This window comes from Micromonospora sonchi (assembly GCF_014646235.1).
GTDB lineage: Bacteria > Actinomycetota > Actinomycetes > Mycobacteriales > Micromonosporaceae > Micromonospora > Micromonospora sonchi.
The window spans coordinates 149,725-167,400 of sequence record NZ_BMNB01000001.1 but is presented as its reverse complement, the minus strand read 5'-3'; the positions used below and the strand labels follow the sequence as shown (position 1 = coordinate 167,400).

15 protein-coding genes and 1 other RNA gene are annotated in these 17,676 nt (G+C 70.4%); 6 read left to right on the top strand and 10 right to left on the bottom strand.

Annotated elements, in window-relative coordinates; all coding sequences use genetic code 11:
- Nucleotides 1-10: 10 nt before the first annotated feature.
- The gene (locus IEY61_RS00755; RefSeq protein WP_189040251.1) at nt 11-814 is read left to right on the top strand and encodes an S-methyl-5'-thioadenosine phosphorylase; all 804 of its coding nucleotides are present in this window, start codon (nt 11-13) and stop codon (nt 812-814) included.
- A gap of 9 nt (nt 815-823) precedes the next feature.
- On the opposite strand, the gene IEY61_RS00750 is transcribed toward IEY61_RS00755, so the two are convergent.
- The 8 genes from IEY61_RS00750 to pruA all read right to left on the bottom strand — a co-directional run bounded on the left by IEY61_RS00750 (nt 824) and on the right by pruA (nt 8,428).
- Nucleotides 824-1,774 carry a hypothetical protein gene (locus tag IEY61_RS00750; protein ID WP_189040504.1) on the bottom strand — a complete coding sequence of 317 codons (951 nt, stop codon included), beginning with the start codon at nt 1,772-1,774 and terminating at the stop codon, nt 824-826.
- Between the two features lie 140 nt (nt 1,775-1,914).
- Nucleotides 1,915-2,290, bottom strand: a transfer-messenger RNA (tmRNA) gene (gene ssrA / locus IEY61_RS00745).
- 106 nt (nt 2,291-2,396) lie between these two features.
- Nucleotides 2,397-2,876, bottom strand: coding sequence for an SsrA-binding protein SmpB (gene smpB / locus IEY61_RS00740; RefSeq protein WP_189040250.1), 480 nt, complete (start codon nt 2,874-2,876; stop codon nt 2,397-2,399).
- Between the two features lie 157 nt (nt 2,877-3,033).
- Nucleotides 3,034-3,909 (bottom strand): permease-like cell division protein FtsX, encoded by an 876-nt coding sequence (gene ftsX / locus IEY61_RS00735; RefSeq protein ID WP_189040249.1) that lies wholly within the window; start codon nt 3,907-3,909, stop codon nt 3,034-3,036.
- 68 nt (nt 3,910-3,977) lie between these two features.
- Nucleotides 3,978-4,658, bottom strand: a complete 681-nt coding sequence (gene ftsE, locus IEY61_RS00730; RefSeq protein ID WP_117229384.1) for a cell division ATP-binding protein FtsE — start codon at nt 4,656-4,658, stop codon at nt 3,978-3,980.
- Between the two features lie 118 nt (nt 4,659-4,776).
- Nucleotides 4,777-5,898 carry a peptide chain release factor 2 gene (prfB, locus tag IEY61_RS00725; RefSeq protein ID WP_189040248.1) on the bottom strand — a complete coding sequence of 374 codons (1,122 nt, stop codon included), beginning with the start codon at nt 5,896-5,898 and terminating at the stop codon, nt 4,777-4,779.
- A 165-nt stretch (nt 5,899-6,063) separates the two neighbouring features.
- Nucleotides 6,064-6,579 (bottom strand): PadR family transcriptional regulator, encoded by a 516-nt coding sequence (locus IEY61_RS00720; protein ID WP_189040247.1) that lies wholly within the window; start codon nt 6,577-6,579, stop codon nt 6,064-6,066.
- A gap of 220 nt (nt 6,580-6,799) precedes the next feature.
- A complete protein-coding gene (gene pruA / locus IEY61_RS00715; RefSeq protein ID WP_189040246.1) occupies nt 6,800-8,428 on the bottom strand; it encodes an L-glutamate gamma-semialdehyde dehydrogenase in 1,629 nt (542 codons plus the stop codon).
- A gap of 302 nt (nt 8,429-8,730) precedes the next feature.
- On the opposite strand from pruA, the gene IEY61_RS00710 reads away from it, so the two are divergent.
- Nucleotides 8,731-9,726, top strand: a complete 996-nt coding sequence (locus IEY61_RS00710; RefSeq protein ID WP_189040245.1) for a hypothetical protein — start codon at nt 8,731-8,733, stop codon at nt 9,724-9,726.
- A gap of 14 nt (nt 9,727-9,740) precedes the next feature.
- Here IEY61_RS00710 and IEY61_RS00705 read toward each other — a convergent pair whose 3' ends face one another.
- Entirely contained in the window at nt 9,741-10,262 is a 522-nt protein-coding gene (locus IEY61_RS00705) for a DUF6912 family protein (RefSeq protein ID WP_189040244.1), read from the bottom strand.
- A gap of 177 nt (nt 10,263-10,439) precedes the next feature.
- Between IEY61_RS00705 and IEY61_RS00700 the strand changes: the two genes are divergently transcribed.
- A complete protein-coding gene (locus IEY61_RS00700; protein WP_189040243.1) occupies nt 10,440-10,667 on the top strand; it encodes a helix-turn-helix transcriptional regulator in 228 nt (75 codons plus the stop codon).
- 114 nt (nt 10,668-10,781) lie between these two features.
- Nucleotides 10,782-11,390, top strand: a complete 609-nt coding sequence (locus tag IEY61_RS00695; protein ID WP_189040242.1) for an Rv3235 family protein — start codon at nt 10,782-10,784, stop codon at nt 11,388-11,390.
- An 843-nt stretch (nt 11,391-12,233) separates the two neighbouring features.
- Here IEY61_RS00695 and secA read toward each other — a convergent pair.
- Nucleotides 12,234-15,164, bottom strand: a complete 2,931-nt coding sequence (gene secA / locus IEY61_RS00690; protein WP_189040241.1) for a preprotein translocase subunit SecA — start codon at nt 15,162-15,164, stop codon at nt 12,234-12,236.
- 169 nt (nt 15,165-15,333) lie between these two features.
- Between secA and IEY61_RS00685 the strand changes: the two genes are divergently transcribed.
- Together IEY61_RS00685 and IEY61_RS00680 are read left to right on the top strand one after the other, a co-directional pair.
- Nucleotides 15,334-16,497 carry a GNAT family N-acetyltransferase gene (locus tag IEY61_RS00685; protein ID WP_189040240.1) on the top strand — a complete coding sequence of 388 codons (1,164 nt, stop codon included), beginning with the start codon at nt 15,334-15,336 and terminating at the stop codon, nt 16,495-16,497.
- Nucleotides 16,494-17,606 carry a GNAT family N-acetyltransferase gene (locus IEY61_RS00680; protein WP_189040239.1) on the top strand — a complete coding sequence of 371 codons (1,113 nt, stop codon included), beginning with the start codon at nt 16,494-16,496 and terminating at the stop codon, nt 17,604-17,606. Before IEY61_RS00685 ends, IEY61_RS00680 begins: the two co-directional genes overlap by 4 nt.
- Nucleotides 17,607-17,676: the final 70 nt, after the last annotated feature.

The window sequence follows — 17,676 nt, the reverse complement described above, 5'->3', positions numbered from 1 at the left end:
AGTGCCCGGAATGACGGAGACAGCGGAACTCGCGGTGATCGGCGGGTCAGGGCTCTACGCCCTGCTGGAGGGTGCCACCAAACACGAGGTGAACACCCCGTACGGGCCGCCGTCGGATCCGGTGACCATCGCCGAGGTCGGCGGCCGGCGGGTCGCCTTCCTGCCCCGCCACGGCCGTGACCACCGGCACCCGCCGCACCTGATCCCGTACCGGGCAAACCTGTGGGCCCTGCGGTCGCTCGGGGTACGCCAGGTCATCGCCCCCTGCGCGGTGGGCGGGCTGCGCCCGGAACTGGGCCCGGGCACCTTCGTGGTGCCGGACCAGTTGATCGACCGGACCAGCGGCCGGACGCAGACCTACTACGACCGGGGTGCGGTGCACGTCTCCTTCGCCGACCCGTACTGCCCGGCCGGCCGGCGTACGCTGCTCGACGCAGCGGCCCGACGGGAGATCCCGGCGGTGGACGGCGGGACGGTGGTCGTCGTCGAGGGCCCCCGCTTCTCCACCCGGGCGGAGTCGCGCTGGTACGCCTCGATCGGCGGCACGGTGGTCAACATGACCGGCCACCCGGAGGCCGTACTCGCTCGCGAGCTGGCCCTCTGCTACACCTCGATCGCTTTGGTCACGGATCTCGACGCCGGCGTCGAGACCGGCGCGTCGGTGACCCAGGAGGAGGTGTTCCGGGTCTTCGGGGAGAACACCGACCGGCTGCGCGCCCTGCTGCTGGACGCGGTAGCCGCGCTGCCCGCCGATCGGGACTGCCCCTGCGGCCGGGCCCTGGACGGAATCACCCTGCCGATCCCTCTGCCCTGAGGTGCCGGATCAGCCGGTGATGAGGCGCAGTGGTGTGCCGTTGAGCACCTCCAGGACCGGGCGAGCCCCCAGGGGAGCCGCCAGCGTCACCTCGACCGGCTCGAGTCTGAGCGCGTCGTCGCACACGCCGGTGGGCTGGATCACGGTTCCGCCGACCACCACCACGTGGTCGTGCTCCTGCACCAGCGGGGTGATCCCGGTGTCGCAGCTGCCCACGCCGAGCCGGAAGGTCAGCTGTGCCCCGTCGACGGCCTCGATGTCCTGCGCGCCGACCAGGCCCCGGGGCGCGGGCGCGGAGGGCGCCACCGGCTCGGGCGCGGCACCGACCGCGTTCGGCGCGACCGCGACCCGGGCCACCACGGCGCCGATCTCCTCGACGGTGAAGAGCCAGGCCGGCACCTGGGCCTCGCCCCGGCTGGTGCGTACCGGCGCGGTGCCCAGCTCGACCCCGGTCACGGTGAGCGCGACGCAGTCGCCCTGCGGTCGGCTGCTCACCGCTTCATCCGGCCCACCGGCGCCTGGGGCGGCCGGCGGCGGCGTGGCGGGCTCCTTCGGCCCGACCGGGCAGGGTGGCGGGTCGCCCTGGCTCAGTTGAGCGTACGCCTCGACGGCGCTGATCAGCGGCACGTTCAGCTTCCCGTCGGGAAACCGGATCGTGCCCTCGGAGGGTCGGGTGGTGGGCAGGTCGACCTGCTGCCGGTACCAGCCGGCGAGAAAGGCCGTCTTGGCCGCCGGCGTGAAGTCGGCGTCGCCGATGAGCACCGTCGGCTCCTGCAGCGGCAGGTAGCCGCCGGTCCACTCCGGACCGGGCCGCCACGCCTCGGCCACTGCGGTAGCCCGCTCGTCGAACGCCTCGGGCAGCGGGTCGACCCGGTGCCCGGGAGCCGGGTCGGTGTTCGCCGGGGCGCAACCGGCCACGGTCAGCATCAGGGACAGGCCCAGCAGGAGGGTACGACGCATGCCGGTCTGACGGGCCACCGACCTGCTGGGTTCCCCGGCGGATGCCCGTCTGACGGGTCACCGAGCCGGATGCTGATCTGCGCCCCGCGCGAAAAGACGACTGCGCGCCCCGGCCGGGTGACCGGGGCGCGCAGTTCAGGTGGTGGAGGTGCCGGGAATCGAACCCGGGTCCTTCGCCGCCTTGTCAGGGCTTCTCCGAGCGCAGCTCGCTGTGCCTCTACTCGGCCCCTCCGATCACGCGAGCGAGTCGGTGTGACGGGCCCAGTCGCTGATTGATCTCGCCGCACGGACCCCGCGACCGGGTCCGGTTGGCCAGCCTTCTAGCTGATGCCGGCTAACTGGGTCGAAGGCACTCCCAGGCCGACAGACTCACTACTCGCCTCAGGCGGCGAGAGCGAAGTCAGCGCGATTGCTCTTGGCGCTTATTGGTTTCCGACGAACGATTCTCGAGACGACGTCGGCTTCCTCGGCTCGCTTCTCCTGCCGCAACGTACGAAGTCGAAACCAGTCACCCCCTCGACAGGCCGCCGAATTTCGACGGCACCGACAAGCCTAACGCCTGCCGCAACCGGATTCATCCCGAGGCCCGGAGGCGACCCGAACTACCGACAATCCGGACATATCAGCCAGCCATTCCCTTACCTCGCCGGCCCACCGCTCGGGCCATTTCCCGATCGGCGTCCCGTTTGGCGAGGTCCTGGCGCTTGTCGTACGCCTTCTTACCCTTGGCCAGGCCGATCTCCACCTTGGCCCAGCCGTCGGAGAAGTAGACCTGCAACGGCACCAGGGTCAGCCCGCTCTCCCGGGTCTTGCCGATCAGCCGATCGATCTCCAGGCGCTTGAGCAGCAACTTGCGGGTACGCCGAGGCTCGTGGTTGGTCCAGGTGCCCTGGGTGTACTCCGGGATGTGCATGCCGTGCAGGTAGAGCTCGCCGTCCCGTTCCTGGGCGAACGCGTCGACCAGCGACGCCCGTCCCGCCCGCAGCGACTTCACCTCGGTGCCGGTCAAGGCCATGCCCGCCTCGTACGTGTCGAGGATGGCGTAGTCGTGGCGGGCCTTCTTGTTGGAGGCGACGACCTTGCGCCCCTTTTCCCGTGGCATCGCCGCGCCACCTCCTTTCCGTGAACGCTCCGCACCGGCGGCGACCGGCCGAAGAGCGAAGATCATGCTACCCGAACGACAAGGACCCTTCCGCGCCGATTATTCCGGCACGGAAGGGCCCTACCGCAGCACAAGTGACGACTCAGCCGTACCGAAGCTAGACCCGCAGGTAGAAGCGGAGGGTGACCCAGGCGGTGACCGCGCTGATCAGGCCACCGACGCCGGCCATCACCGGGAAGGTCAGGAACACCTCGCCCCAGCTCACCGGGGCGAACAGGCCCTGCAGGGCGCTGAGCGCGTCATCGAAGAGGAACTTCTTCAGCGCGACCAGGGCAGCGAGGCCGAGGACCGAGCCGAACAGGCCGGCGACCACCGCTTCCAGCACGAACGGCGACTGGATGAACCAGTTGGAGGCACCGACCAGCTTCATGACCGCGACCTCGCGTCGCTTGCTGTACGCGGCGACCTGGATCGTGTTGGCCACCAGCAGCAGTGCGGCGACGGCCATCGCGACCGCAGCGGCCAGCGCGACGTTCTGCCCAGCGGTGAAGAGTTTGAAGATCTTGTCAAGGACCTGACTCTGGTCGACCACCTGGTCGACCCCACCGACCGCGGCGTACTGGTCGGAGATGGTCTTGTACTCCTCCGGGTTCACCAACTTGAGCCGGTACGACTCTGGCAGCTGGTCGGCCTTGACCGCGCTCAGCAGGTCGGGGGAGTCACGGAACATCTCCTGGAAGCGCTTGAACGCCTCCTCCTTGTTGACGTAGGTGGCCTGCGAAACCAGCGGGTCGGCCTCCAGCCGGGCGGCGAGGTCGGTGCGCTCCTCGTCGGTCACCTCGGCCTTCAGGAAGATCGACACCTCGATGTTCTCGAAGTACAGCTCCTTCATGTCAGCGACCTTGGCGTAGATCAGGCCGCTGGCACCGAGCATGGTCAGCGAGACCCCCATCGTGATGATCATCGCGACGGTCATGGTCACGTTGCGCCACAGTCCGACCAGTACCTCGGACAGGACGTATTTCATCCGCATCGGGATTTTCCTCCGGCTCTCCGGCGTGAGGTGTTGTCGTCAGATCGGGGTGCGGTGGTTCGCTCTCGTCACCCGTAGACGCCGCGGGCCTGGTCGCGAACGATGCGACCGCTCTCGATCTCGATGACCCGGCGTCGCATCTGGTTCACGATGTTGGAGTCGTGCGTGACCATCACGACGGTCGTGCCGGTGCGGTTGATCCGGTCCAACAGGCGCATGATCTCGATGGAGGTGTCCGGGTCCAGGTTTCCGGTCGGCTCGTCGGCCAACAGAATCAGCGGACGGTTCACGAACGCCCGGGCCACCGCCACCCGCTGCTGCTCGCCGCCGGAGAGTTCGTGCGGGTAGCGGTGCTCCTTGCCGCCGAGGCCGACCAACTCCAGCACCTCCGGCACGACCCGGCGGGCCACCGCCTTGGTCTTGCCGATCACCTCCAGCGCGAAGGCCACGTTCTCGTACGCCGTGCGGTTGGGCAGCAGCCGGAAGTCCTGGAAGACGCAGCCGATCGACCGGCGGAAGTGGGGGCGCTTCCAGGACCGCATCGAGGTGACGTCCTTGCCGTTCACGACGACCCGGCCCTTGTTGGGGGCCACCTCGTGCAGCAGCATCTTGATGATCGTGGACTTGCCGGAGCCGGATGGACCGATGAAGAAGACGAACTCACCCTTGTCGATCGACACGGACACGTTGTCGAGCGAAGGCCGCGACGCCTTCGGGTACGTCTTCGTCACTTGCTCAAGCTGAATCACGGGTGGTGAGTCTACGCCGTGTAATTGCCGTGCCAAGTCCTACGCCCCGCAGTTGCGGAACAAGTCATCGGATCAGCACGTCACGTAGAGACCGACGACGCACTCCGCCCACGATCGATCACGCACCGTTGTGGTCGAGTTGCTGCCGCTTACGCCAGCGGATACCGGCTTCGATGAAGGAGTCCAGCTCACCGTCGAAAACGGCGCTCGGGTTACCGGTCTCGTGCTCGGTACGCAAATCCTTCACCATCTGATACGGATGCATGACGTAGGAGCGCATCTGCTCGCCCCACGACCCGGCGCCGTCGGACTTGAAGCCCTTGAGCTTCTCCTCCTCCTCCTGACGCTTGCGCTCCAGCAGCCGGGCCTGGAGCACTCGCAGCGCGGACGCCTTGTTCTGCAGCTGCGACTTCTCGTTCTGACAGGTAACCACGATGCCGGTCGGGACGTGCGTGATCCGCACCGCCGAGTCGGTGGTGTTGACGCTCTGTCCACCCGGTCCGGACGACCGGTAGACGTCCACCCGAATCTCGTTCTCGGGAATGTCGATGTGGTCGGTCTGCTCCACCACCGGCAGCACCTCGACGCCGGCGAAGCTGGTCTGCCGCCGCCCCTGGTTGTCGAAGGGGCTGATCCGGACCAGGCGGTGGGTGCCCGATTCGACGCTGAGGGTGCCGAAGGCGTACGGGACCTTGACGGCGAAGGTGGCCGACTTCAGGCCCGCCTCTTCGGCGTAGGAGGTCTCGTAGACCTCGGTCGGGTAGCCGTGCCGCTCCGCCCAACGCAGGTACATCCGCACCAGCATCTCGGCGAAGTCCGCGGCGTCCACGCCACCGGCCTGGGCACGGATCGCCACCAGCGCCTCCCGGGAGTCGTACTCGCCGGAGAGCAGCGTGCGGACCTCCATCTCCTGAATGGCCCTGCCGAGCCCAGCGACCTCCGACTCCACCTCGGTGAACGCCCCGGAATCGGACTCCGCCTCGGCCAACTCCAGCAGCACGTGCGCGTCGTCCAGCCGCGAACGCAGGCTGCCGATCCTGTCGATCTCGCCGTTGACGTACGACAACTGCGAAGTGACCTGCTGGGCGCGGGCCTGATCGTCCCAGAGATCCGGGGCGGACGCCTCCTGCTCCAGGCGGGCCTTGTCCGTATGCAGGCGGTCGAGGTCGAGCACCGCCTCGATGTTGCGCAGGGTGGCGTCGAGTTCCTTGAGCTGTTCGGCGAAGTCGGCAGCGGTCACGACAGCAAAGCGTACTGCGCGGAAGTCGAGTCAGCTTGCCAGCCCCACGGTCCGGGGGCAAAATTCGGCACCGCCGGGACACGGCGTGAGCGCGCGGGCCGCACGGTCCGAGCCGGGATCGGCCACGGAGTGAGCGTACGGGCCTGTGGTCGGCGGCCGAAGCGGTCAGCCGAGCGGAACGTTCTTCAGCCAGGTCAGGGCGGCTCTGTGGTACGCCACGGCGAACTCCAGTGCGCTCGCGTCGAACGTGGCGCCTTCCTTCTTGGCGTTCTTGACCTGCTCCCGAACCCGCGACAGGGCCTCGGTGTGGTATTCGTTCGCCGCGGCCTGAAGATTCTTCAGCTGGTTCGACGAGTGCAGCTGCCCGAAGGCGACGCGCAGGGCGATCGGGTTGCGGATGGTGTCCCGCCCCGGGTCCTCGGCCAACCAGCGGGAGAATGTCCGTTTACCGGCTGCGGTGATCGCGTAGGGCTGACTCATCCGCGGCCCGGGCTTACCCAGCCGCACGAAACCCCGCTCGGCCAGCACCGGCAGCTCCCGATAGACCTGGCTGCGGGTCATCGACCAGTACGGCGCCAGTCGGCGCTCGGCGGCGGCCATCAACTGGCCACCTGTCATGGGGCCCTCGTGCAGCAGCCCGAGCAGGGCCGCCGCGGTGGGGTTGACTCCGGATTCCGCCATGCCCCTCACGCTGCCACTTTGCAGGGCTGACGTCCAGGATTTCACCGTTTCGCCACCCATTGGGGTTTCCTATGTGCACTGTCGGCGCGCGACGGACGATCCCCCACCGCCCGCCACCCGCCGCCCGCCGCGCCGACGCCGCCCGCCAACGGCGGAGACGCTGTTAATAAGGGGCCCTTCCTATGCACGAGGCGTTAACAAGGGGCCCCTCCTTACACCTTCACCCCATGTGTGGGTAGGTGTGGTCGGTGGGGGGTACGAAGGTTTCCTTGATCGTGCGGGGGGACGTCCAGCGGACCAGGTTGTGCCAGGAGCCAGCCTTGTCGTTGGTGCCGCTGGCGCGGGCGCCGCCGAAGGGCTGCTGCCCGACCACCGCGCCGGTCGGCTTGTCGTTGATGTAGAAGTTGCCGGCCGCGTACCGCATCTTCTCGGCCACCGCGTCGACCACCCGGCGGTCGGTGGCGAAGATCGCCCCGGTCAGCGCGTACGGCGCGATCGACTCGGCCTGGGCGACCACCTCGTCGAAGCGGGCGTCGTCGAAGACGTGCACGCCGAGGATCGGGCCGAAGTACTCGGTGGTGAAGGTCTCGTGCGCCGGATCACCGCACTCGAAGATCGTCGGGCGGACGAACCAGCCGACCGAGTCGTCGGCGGTGCCGCCGGCGATGATCCGGCAACTCTCGTCGGTGGAGATCAGTTCCAGCGCGGCGGTGTGCCGGGAGAAGGCCTTGTCGTCGATCACCGCGCCGCCGAAGTTGCGGAAGTCGGTGACGTCGCCGTAGGCGAGGCCGTCGGCGGAGGCGGCCAGCCGGTCGCGGAGGCCGCCTTCCCAGATCGACCGCGGCACGTACGCCCGGGAGGCCGCCGAGCACTTCTGGCCCTGGTACTCGAAGGCGCCCCGGATCAGCGCGGTGTGCAGGGCGTCGACGTCGGCGCTGGCGTGCGCGACCACGAAGTCCTTCCCGCCGGTCTCACCGACCAGCCGGGGGTAGCCGCGGTAGCCCGCGATGTTCTCCCCCACGGTGCGCCACAGGTGTTGGAAGACCTTGGTGGAGCCGGTGAAGTGGATGCCGGCCAGCTCGGGGTCCGCCAGCACCACGTCGGAGACCTCCTCGCCCCGGCCGGTCACCATGTTGATCACGCCGGGCGGCAGGCCGGCCGCCTCGAACAGACGCATGGTGAAGTGCGCAGCGAACTGCTGGGTCGGGCCCGGCTTCCAGACCACGGTGTTACCCAGCAGGGCCGGCGCCGAGGGCAGGTTGCCGGCGATCGCGGTGAAGTTGAACGGGGTGACCGCGTAGACGAAGCCCTCCAGCGGCCGGTGGTCGAGCCGGTTCCACACGCCGGGCGAGGAGATCGGCTGCTCGGCGAGGAGCTCACGGGCGAAGTGCACGTTGAACCGGAGGAAGTCGATGAACTCGCAGGCGGAGTCGATCTCGGCCTGCACGACGGTCTTCGACTGGCCGAGCATGGTGGCCGCGTTGAGGGTGTCCCGCCAGGGCCCGGAGAGCAGTTCGGCGGCGCGCAGGAAGATCGCCGCGCGCTCCTCGAAGGGCAGCGCGCGCCATCCGGGCGCGGCGTCCTTGGCCGCCTTGATCGCCGCGCGGGCGTCGTCGTGGGTGGCGTGCCCGGTGACCCCGAGCACGTGGGCGTGCCGGTGCGGCTGTACCACCCGGATCGGCTCGCCGCCGGCCATCCGCTGCTCGCCCGCGATGGTCATGGGCAGGTCGATCCGCTCGGCGGCCAGTTCGGCGAGGCGCCGCTGGAGCCGTTCGGTGTCGGTGCTGCCCGGCTCGTAGTTGCGCACCGGCTCATTGCGTGGCTCGGGTACGGAGAACACGGCGTCCATCAGGGCTCCTGGCTGATCTCGACGGCGGCGGCGAAACCGGCCCCACGGTGGTGGGACACCGCCCAATCCTCCCACGCCCAGCATCCTCGGACCGCGTCCTGTCCGCCCATCCACCATTGATCATGAAGTCTTCGACCATCGCCATCGTTGATTCGTCCGGCGAGTCGTGGTGAAAGCCGAAGAAAGACATGATCGTCGGGCGGTGGGCGGGGTTCGGGCCTCCGCCCGCCGGGTGCGCGTACGCTGGGTTGCCGGTAGTACCCGGGCCAGGCCGTCGCGCCCCCGGCAGCGAAAGGCAGACGATGAGCAACCAGCCCGGCGGGTCGACCGCCGCCGCGCAGCCCGACCGGCCGCAGCCCGTCGACCCGGCCGGCGGCACGAAATCCGTCGCCGCACCGGCCGGCCGGCCGGCACCCGCCCCGGGCACGCTGGTGCTGGCGCTGCTGGCGGTGGGTTGGCTGGCGGCGATGCTCTGGTCGACCCGGCAGGCGATCAGCTCGGCCACCGCCGGGGTGACCGCGGTCAGTCTGTCCGCCTTCGCGCTGCCCGGCGTGATCTCCGCCGCGCTGGTGGCCGGTGCCGCGTTCGGGCTCGCCGCCGGCGAGTTGGTGGCCCGATGCCGGGACGGGGTGACCCTGCGTTTCGTGGCGGCGGTCGCGGCCGGGCTGCTGGTCGGGCTCGCCGCCGCGCTCGCGATCGACCTCACTTATGCCGGCGACACGACCACCCGCACGATCGCCGGCACCACCGCAGCCGCCGCCATCATCGGCGGCGCGTTGGCCGGCGCCCGCAACGGCGCGGTGGTCGGCGCCGTCGCCGGTTCGGCGCTCGGCACACTGCTCTTCGTCGTGGCCTTCAGCGTGGCCCGGGACCCCCTGTTCAACCTCTTCGGCGCCGGCGAGAGTCAGCAGTCGCTGGTCACCGCGGCCACCTGGGTCTCCCGCACCGAGTCGCTGATCGCCGGTCTCATCGCCGGCGTCCTGGCCTTCGGCTACCTCAGCTGGGCCCGGCGGCGAGCCGTGCGGGGCGGCGGGGCCGGAGCACGCTGGCCCGGGTATCTGGTCGCCGGCGCGGGGCCGGGACTGCTGCTCCTGCTCGCCGAGGTGATCATCCGGGTCGGCGGGCGTTCCCTGATCGACCTGGCCGCGGCCCTCAGCGAGGCGGACGCGGTGGCACAGACCTCGCTCGGCACCTCGCGGGTGGACAACGCCATCTGGGTGCTGTTCGTCGGCGCGCTGACCGCGCTGATCACCTTCGGCCGCACGCTCACTCCGGCCCCCGATGACGAGGCCCGCTGAGCGGGCGTCGTCGGTCAGCCCTGGTCGAAGGCGGCAGCGCGCAGCAGCGGTTCCAGCTCGCTGGGGTCGTACCACTCCAGCTCGTGATCCTCGGCACCGTCGACGGTGAACTGCGCGTCCGGGTCGCCGGCCAACGCCTCCAGCACCACGTTCGCGGCGGCGGTGACGGCCGGCACGGCGTCCACGCCGTCGACGTGGATGGCCGCCACGGCGGCGGCCGGCACCGGCCGGCGCAACTCCACCACGCTGGAACCCAGCTCGCCGTCACCCCGGTCGAGCGCGGCCGCGGGCAGATCCGCCGAGACCACCACGCGGCGACGCGGCGCGGCCGGGTCGTGGCGGATCAGTTGCAGGGCGTCCTGCGCGGCCCGGGTGAAAGCGACGTACTCCAGTTCCTCCTCGTCGCCCTCGGCGTACCACTCGCGCAGCGCCGGCGTCACGGCGTGCGCCTGTGTCGCGTCGAGGCCGTGCTCGGGCAGCCTGGCCAGCATCGGCACGGTTGCCGGCAGGTACACCCGGACAAGCTGGTCGGTCACCGTTGGTCTCCCCCGATCTGCTCCGCCCGCCGGCAGCTCCGCCGGCCGAGCGTACGACCACGCCATACGCCCTGACCGTCATACACTGCTCACCCGCTCCGATCAAAGTTCGGTGCCACCCGGGTGTGCCCGGGTGATGGCAAACTGAGGCAAACGACGCCAACCCGGGGAGTTCTCGTGGAGCCGAGATTCCTGCTCCTGTCCGACGTGGCCACCGAGCTGAACGTGTCGGATTCGCAGGTGTACCACATGGTACGCAGCGGCGAACTACCCGCGATCAAGATCGGTGGCCGGGGCCAGTGGCGCGTGGAGCGCGCCCAGTTGGAGGAGTACATCCAGCGCAAGTACGCGGAGACCGCCGAGTGGGTACGCGGCAACCCACTGGCCGAACGCGACCCCGAGTAGCCGGCAGCCTCGCACCGCCATTGACCGATGGCTCTGTCATGCCTGAGAATCAGCTTCATTCGAAGGCAAACGTAGGCAAACGTAAGGCAGCGGCCAGAAGTGAGGGGCAACGTGATGATCGACCCCCGACGACCCGGGCCGAGTCGCCCACCCGTGCGCCTGCGGCCGGCACCCGCGTTCGACCCGCCCTTCGCCGACGAGGCAAACGGCGGGTGGCCCGGCCCGGGCAACGATCAGCTCGCCCTCGATCTCTTCACCGCCGAGGAGTGGTCTGCCCGTTGTGAGCCCGACCGGCCAGCCACCCGGCGCGGCACCGCTCGTCCACTGCCCACCCGGCCCGCCCGGGTCCAGCAGCTACCGCCCGACGCCCTGGTCACCGCGACCCCGGCAGCCACCCGGGTCGCCCACCGCTTCGTCGCCAGCTGCCTGGAGGTGTTCAACGGCTTCCGGTCGCCGGTGCAGCTTCGACGCCAACTCGACCCGGCGCGCTCCGCCCAGCTGCTGCCCGAGCTGGCCCGCGCCGCCACCCGCGGTGCCCCGGCCCGCCGCCGTCCGTCCCGTCCCGGCCTCCGGCTGCGCCAGCTCCGCATCTGCGAACCCCGCCCAGCCGCCATCGAGGCCGCCGCGGTGCTCGGCGGAGCCGCCGGCAGCAGCTGGGCGATGGCGCTACGGCTGGAACATCGGCGGGGCAACTGGCTCTGCACCGACCTGCGCGTCCTCTGACCGATCCGGGCGGCCTCCGCCCACCGGGCAGTAGCAGGACACCACATCGGCGGAATGGTGGTATCCGGCGAGGGCGGTCACCGCCATATCGCCGAAACGGAGTCGATCAGGTCACCGACGCCCCGGTCGGAACGGGCGACCAGCGCGGGCGGAGCCGCAGTCCCGGTGCCACGACTCCATCGGGCTGTAGGGCCTCCCCGCGCGCCTTGGAGGCCCCCAACGGCCGCTCGGCCCTGCCCGCGATCCCCTGGCCTTCCCGCGCGCCTTGGAGGCCCGGCGACAGGGCGGTGGCGGCGAGGCGGGTCCCGGCGCGTGGGGTGGCCGACGGGTGAGGCCGAGGAGCAGGTCATGTCCTTACCCGGCACCGCCGCACCAGATGCCGCAACATGCGGCCTCAACCCGCCCGGACACCCCGACATGCCGCAACACGCGCCCTGCGCACGAGATGCCGCAACATGCGGCCTCAACCCGCCCGGACACCCCGACATGCCGCAACTCGTGCCGCTCATCGGGCGGGATACTCCGAGATGCCGCAACCCGCGCCTACCCTTTCGGCCCGAATACCCCCACATGCCGCAACCCGCGCCGCCCTACCGGCCCAAATATCCGGATCCGCGCCGTCCACGATCATTCCGCTGCTGCTCTTCGCCGCCGGCGACGAGGAGGCCGTCCACGATCTCAGGCAGCAGCGCCATGCCTGGGTACGCCGCAGCGCTACCGGCTCCGCCGGCACCGGGTCCCCGTTGCGGGCTCCGCCGGGCACCGGGGGCCCGGCCACTGATCACGCCGCGGGGCATCGGCGTCCGTCCGCCCGATGCCCCGCGTGCGCTTTGTCGGTCTCGCTCAGCTGGCCGAGGTGCCTCCCGGGGCACCGTGGCAACGCTTGTACTTGCGACCCGAGCCGCAGGGGCACGGCGCGTTGCGGGACGGGCCGTTGCTGGCGCTCGCCTGCCCCGACGCCGCTGCCTGCCGGGCCGTGCTGGAGGCGACCCCAGGGCCACGCAGGCTGCCCGCAGCACGCCGCGGCGCCGTCGGGGCGGTCCGCCCCGGTGCGGCCGGAGTGCTCGGCTCCGGGCCACCGATGCCCAGCGCCGGAGCCCGCTGGTCGTCGCGTTGCACGGCGACCGCACCGGCGCCGGCCTCGCCGTCGATGGTCGGCGCGGAGTACTGCAATCCCTGCTGCTGCGGCGCACGGCGCAGGCCCTTGGCCTTGATCTCCACCGGCTTCTCCAGCAGCTGGACCTCCTCGGCCTCGGGCTCCGGCTCGTTGACCTGCACCTCGAGGTTGTAGAGGAAGCCGACCGTCTCCTCCTTGATGCCATCCATCATGGTGGCGAACATGTCGAAGCCCTCGCGTTGGTACTCCACCACCGGGTCGCGCTGGGCGTAGGCCCGCAGCGTGATGCCCTCCTGGAGGTAGTCCATCTCGTAGAGGTGTTCCCGCCACTTGCGGTCGATGACCTGGAGCAGCACCATCCGCTCCAACTGGCGGGTGCCCTCCGCGCCGAGTTGCTCCTCGCGCCGGTCGTACGCGGCGTGCGCGTCCTCCTTGAGCCGGGAGGTCAGGAAGTCGGCGTCCATGCCGCCCCGCGACCCGCCAACCTCCTCCTCCATCTCCTCGATGGTGATCCCCACCGGGTAGAGCTGCTTGAGGTTGGTCCAGAGCTGGTCGAGATCCCAGTCCTCGGCGTAGCCCTCGGAGGTGGCCCCCCGCACGTACGCCTCGACCACGTCGTTGATCATGTTACGGACCTGTTCGGAGAGGTCCTCGCCGTTGAGTACGCGCAGCCGCTCGGCGTAGATCACCTGGCGCTGCTTGTTCATCACCTCGTCGTACTTGAGGACGTTCTTGCGGATCTCGGCGTTCTGGCCCTCGATCTGGGCCTGCGCGCTCTTGATCTGGCGGGTGACCATCTTCGACTCGATGGGCACGTCCTCCGGGATGTTGAAGCGGTCCATCACCGCCTCGACGGCGCCCGAGCGGAACCGCTTCATCAGCTCGTCCTGGAGCGAGAGGTAGAAGCGCGACTCACCGGGGTCGCCCTGCCGACCGGAGCGGCCGCGCAGCTGGTTGTCGATCCGCCGGGACTCGTGCCGCTCGGTGCCCAGCACGTAGAGCCCGCCGGCGCCGGCCACCTCGTCGGCCTCGGCGTCGCAGGCCTGCTTCCACTTCGGCAGGACCTCCTCCATGGCCTTGTCGTACTCCTCGGCGTTCTCCACCGGGTCGAGGCCGCGCTGACGCAGCTCGCTCGCGGCGAGGAACTCGGGGTTGCCGCCGAGCAGGATGTCGGTGCCTCGGCCGGCCATGTTGGTGGCGACCGTGACCGCGCCCTTGCGGCCGGCCTGGGCGACGATCTCCGCCTCCCGGGCGTGGAACTTCGCGTTCAGCACCGCGTGCGGGATGCCCCGACGGCGCAGCAGCTGGGACAGGATCTCGGAGTTCTCCACCGAGACGGTGCCGACCAGCACCGGCTGCCCGGAGTGGTGACGCTCGGCGATGTCCTCGATCACCGCGTTGAATTTGGCCTTCTCGGTCTTGTAGATGACGTCGGCCCGGTCCTGGCGGACCATCGGCCGGTGCGTGGGGATGGTCACCACGCCGACCTTGTAGACCTTGTTGAACTCGCCCGCCTCGGTCTGGGCGGTGCCGGTCATGCCGGAGAGCTTGTCGTAGAGGCGGAAGTAGTTCTGCAGGGTGATGGTGGCCAGGGTCTGGTTCTCCTGCTTGATCTCCACCCCCTCCTTGGCCTCGATCGCCTGGTGCATGCCCTCGTTGTAGCGGCGGCCGTGCAGGATGCGGCCGGTGAACTCATCGACGATCAGGACCTCGCCGTCGCTGACGATGTAGTCCTTGTCGCGCTTGTAGAGCTCCTTGGCCTTGATGGCGTTGTTCAGGTAGCCGACCAGCGGGGTGTTCACCGACTCGTAGAGGTTGTCGATGCCGAGCCGGTCCTCGACCTTGGCCACGCCGCGCTCGGTGACCGCGATGGTGCGCTTGGAGTAGTCGACCTCGTAGTCGCCCTCGCCGTCCTTTCCTGCCTGCAGGCGGGCCACCACGGCGGCGAACTCGCCGTACCAGCGGGCGGAGTGCTCGGCCGGGCCGGAGATGATCAGCGGCGTCCGGGCCTCGTCGATCAGGATGGAGTCGACCTCGTCGACCACGGCGAAGTTGTGGCCGCGCTGGACCAGCTCGTCCTTCGACCAGGCCATGTTGTCGCGCAGGTAGTCGAAGCCGAACTCGTTGTTCGTGCCGTAGGTGATGTCGCACTCGTACGCCGCGCGGTGCTCGGTGGCGGGCCGGTTGGGCAGCACCACGCCGACGGTCAGGCCGAGGAACTCGTGCACCCGACCCATCCAGGCGGCATCCCGCTCGGCCAGGTAGTCGTTGACCGTGATCACGTGCACGCCCTTGCCGGAGAGCGCGTTGAGGTAGACCGGCATGACCGAGGTCAGGGTCTTGCCCTCACCGGTCTTCATCTCGGCGATGTTGCCGAAGTGCAACGCCGCGCCACCCATCACCTGCACGTCGTACGGGCGCTGACCGAGGACGCGGGCGGCGGCCTCACGACACACCGCGAACGCCTCGGGCAGCAGGTCGTCGAGGGTCTCGCCGTCGGCCAGCCGCTCTTTGAACTGATCGGTCATCCCCCGCAGTTCGTCGTCGGTGAGGTTGACGTAATCGTCCTCGATCGAGTTGACGGCGGCGGCGATCGCCTTGAGTCGGCGCACCATGCGCCCCTCGCCCGCGCGGAGGACCTTTTCCAGAATCGACACGGATCAACGCTCCCCTAGACAGTCTCGAACCATCGTAGGCGCTCCATCGGCTGGATGGTCACTGGTGGCGGGGGTCCGTCATCGCGAAACCGACATAACATCCCCGAGTCCCGCCCAGCCCCCGGTTTTCCGGTTACGCCGAGGGCGAACGATCCGGCACGATGGGCCGGTGAAGCCCGTGGAGATCACCGAAGCCGGTCTGGTGTTACGTCCGTGGCACGCCGAGGATGCCGACGCGGTGCACCGCGCCTGCCAGGATCCGGACATCCAGCGCTGGACCGCCGTGCCACGCCCGTACCTGCTCGAAGACGCGCGCGCCTTCGTCACCGAGTTCGCCCCGACGGCCTGGGCGCGGGGCACCGGCGCGCCCTTCGCGGTCTGCGACGCGGCCACCGGCGAACTGCTCGGCTCGTGCGGCCTCATCTCGATCGACCACAACCACCAGCTCAGCGAGATCGGCTACTGGACCGCCCCGTGGGCACGTGGGCAGGGCGTGGCGGGTCGCGCTGCCCGGGCCCTCGCCCGCTGGGCCTTCGACGAGCTGAAGCTGCGGCGGCTGCTCTGGGGAGCCCTCGCCGGCAACCACGCCTCCCGGCTGGTCGCCCTCCGGACCGGCTTCCGGGTCGAGGGACGGCTGCGCTCCGCCGACCCCGGGTACGGCAGCTACGAGTGGTTCGGCTCGCTGCTGCCCGGCGACGTGCCGGCGCCCGGCGAGATCGGCCCGGCCGCGCCGGGCACGCTGGAGGCCCGCCGGGCAGCCGTCTTCGGCCGGCCGCAGCCCACCATCTTCGCCAACGCCGGAGAACGCGAGCTGCGCCTGCGCCCACTGGAGGAGCGCGACCTCGACGCGGTGATCGCCACCTGCCAGGATCCGGAGACCCTGCGCTGGACCACCGTCCCGGAGCGGTACGACCGGTCGGCGGCCGAATCCTTCCTCACCTTCTGCCAGGACAACTGGGCCGGCGGCACGACCGCCAGCTACGTGATCGCCGACGGGCAGGACGGCTACGTCGGCTCGATCGACCTGCGGCTCTCGCCCACCGACCCGTTGCTGGCCGACGTCGGCTTCATGACCGCGCCGACCGCCCGTGGCCGGGGCTACCAGCCGGCGGCGCTGGCCGCGCTGGCCACCTGGGGCTTCGCCACCCTCGGGCTGGCCCGGATCGAATGGCGGGCCAACGTGGGCAACGTCGCCTCCCGCCGGGTCGCCGAGAAAGCCGGCTTCACCATGGAGGGCACCGCCCGGAGTGCCCTCAACCACCGCGGTGACCGGGTCGACGCCTGGGTCGGCGCGCTGCTCGCCGAGGACCTGACAAGCGAGGTGCCGAGATGAACCCGGAGACCGCCATCGAGGGCCGGGGCGTGCGGCTACGGCCGTTCCGGCTGGCCGACGTCGCCGACGTCGCCGCCGCCTGCGTCGATCCGCTGATTCAGCAGTTCATCGGCGGCCTACCCAACCCGTACACCGAGGCCGACGCCCGGTGGTGGGTCACCGAGGGCGCGCCGGCCGCCTTCGCCGCCGGCGGCGCGGCATACGCCATCGCCGACCCGGCGACCGACCGGCTGCTCGGCGCCGCCGGACTGGGCAACCCGGTGCCGCAGCGGGGGCAGGCCGAGATCGGTTACTGGGTGGCGCCATGGGCACGCGGCCGGGGCGTGGCCACCGCCGCCACCCGGGCGCTGGCCGGGCACGCCTTCGTCACCGGCACCGCCCGGCTGGAACTGCTCACCAGCGTCGAGAACACGGTCAGCCAGCGGGTCGCGCTGGCCGCCGGCTTCCGACCCGAGGGCGTACGCCGGGCGGCCAGTCCGGTGCGGGGAGGCGGCCGGCGGGACCTGACGGTGTGGGTACGCCTCGCCGACGATCCGCCCGGACCGGCCCCGCGTCCGCTGCCGGACCTGCCCGACGGGCGGCTGACCGACGGCGTGGTCGTGCTGCGTGCCGTCGGTCCCTCCGACACCGACGAGATGCACCGCCTGCACACCGGCGTGGAGGTGGTGGCCAGCCGGGTACCGCCGGAGCCACCCACCCGCGAGGCGATGGACCGCTACTGCCAGGGCGCGCAGCACCAGTGGCTGATCGGCAGAACCGCTTCGATGATCATCCTGGACGCGACGTCGGGTACCGTCGCGGGCAACTGTGTGCTGGCCCTCGACCAACCGGCCAACCAGGGGATGCTCGGCTACAGCCTGTTTCCGCACTGCCGCGGGCGGGGTTACGCCAGCCGCACCGTACGGCTGCTCGCCCGTTGGGGTTTCGAGCACGTCGGCCTGGCCCGGATGTGGGCCGGGACGCTGCCGGAGAACGTCGCCTCGCAGCGGGTACTGGAACGGGCCGGTTTCCGGCGCGAGGGCCTGTTGCGTGGGCGGTTACCCGGCGGCGCCGGCGCCCGCGCCGACTCCACCATGTTCGGCCTGCTACCGGGCGAACTGACGGACTGACGGCCGGGGCCGGCGAACCGGTGGGTGGAGAGCCGGGGCCGGCGAACCGGTGGGTGGAGAGCCGGGGCCG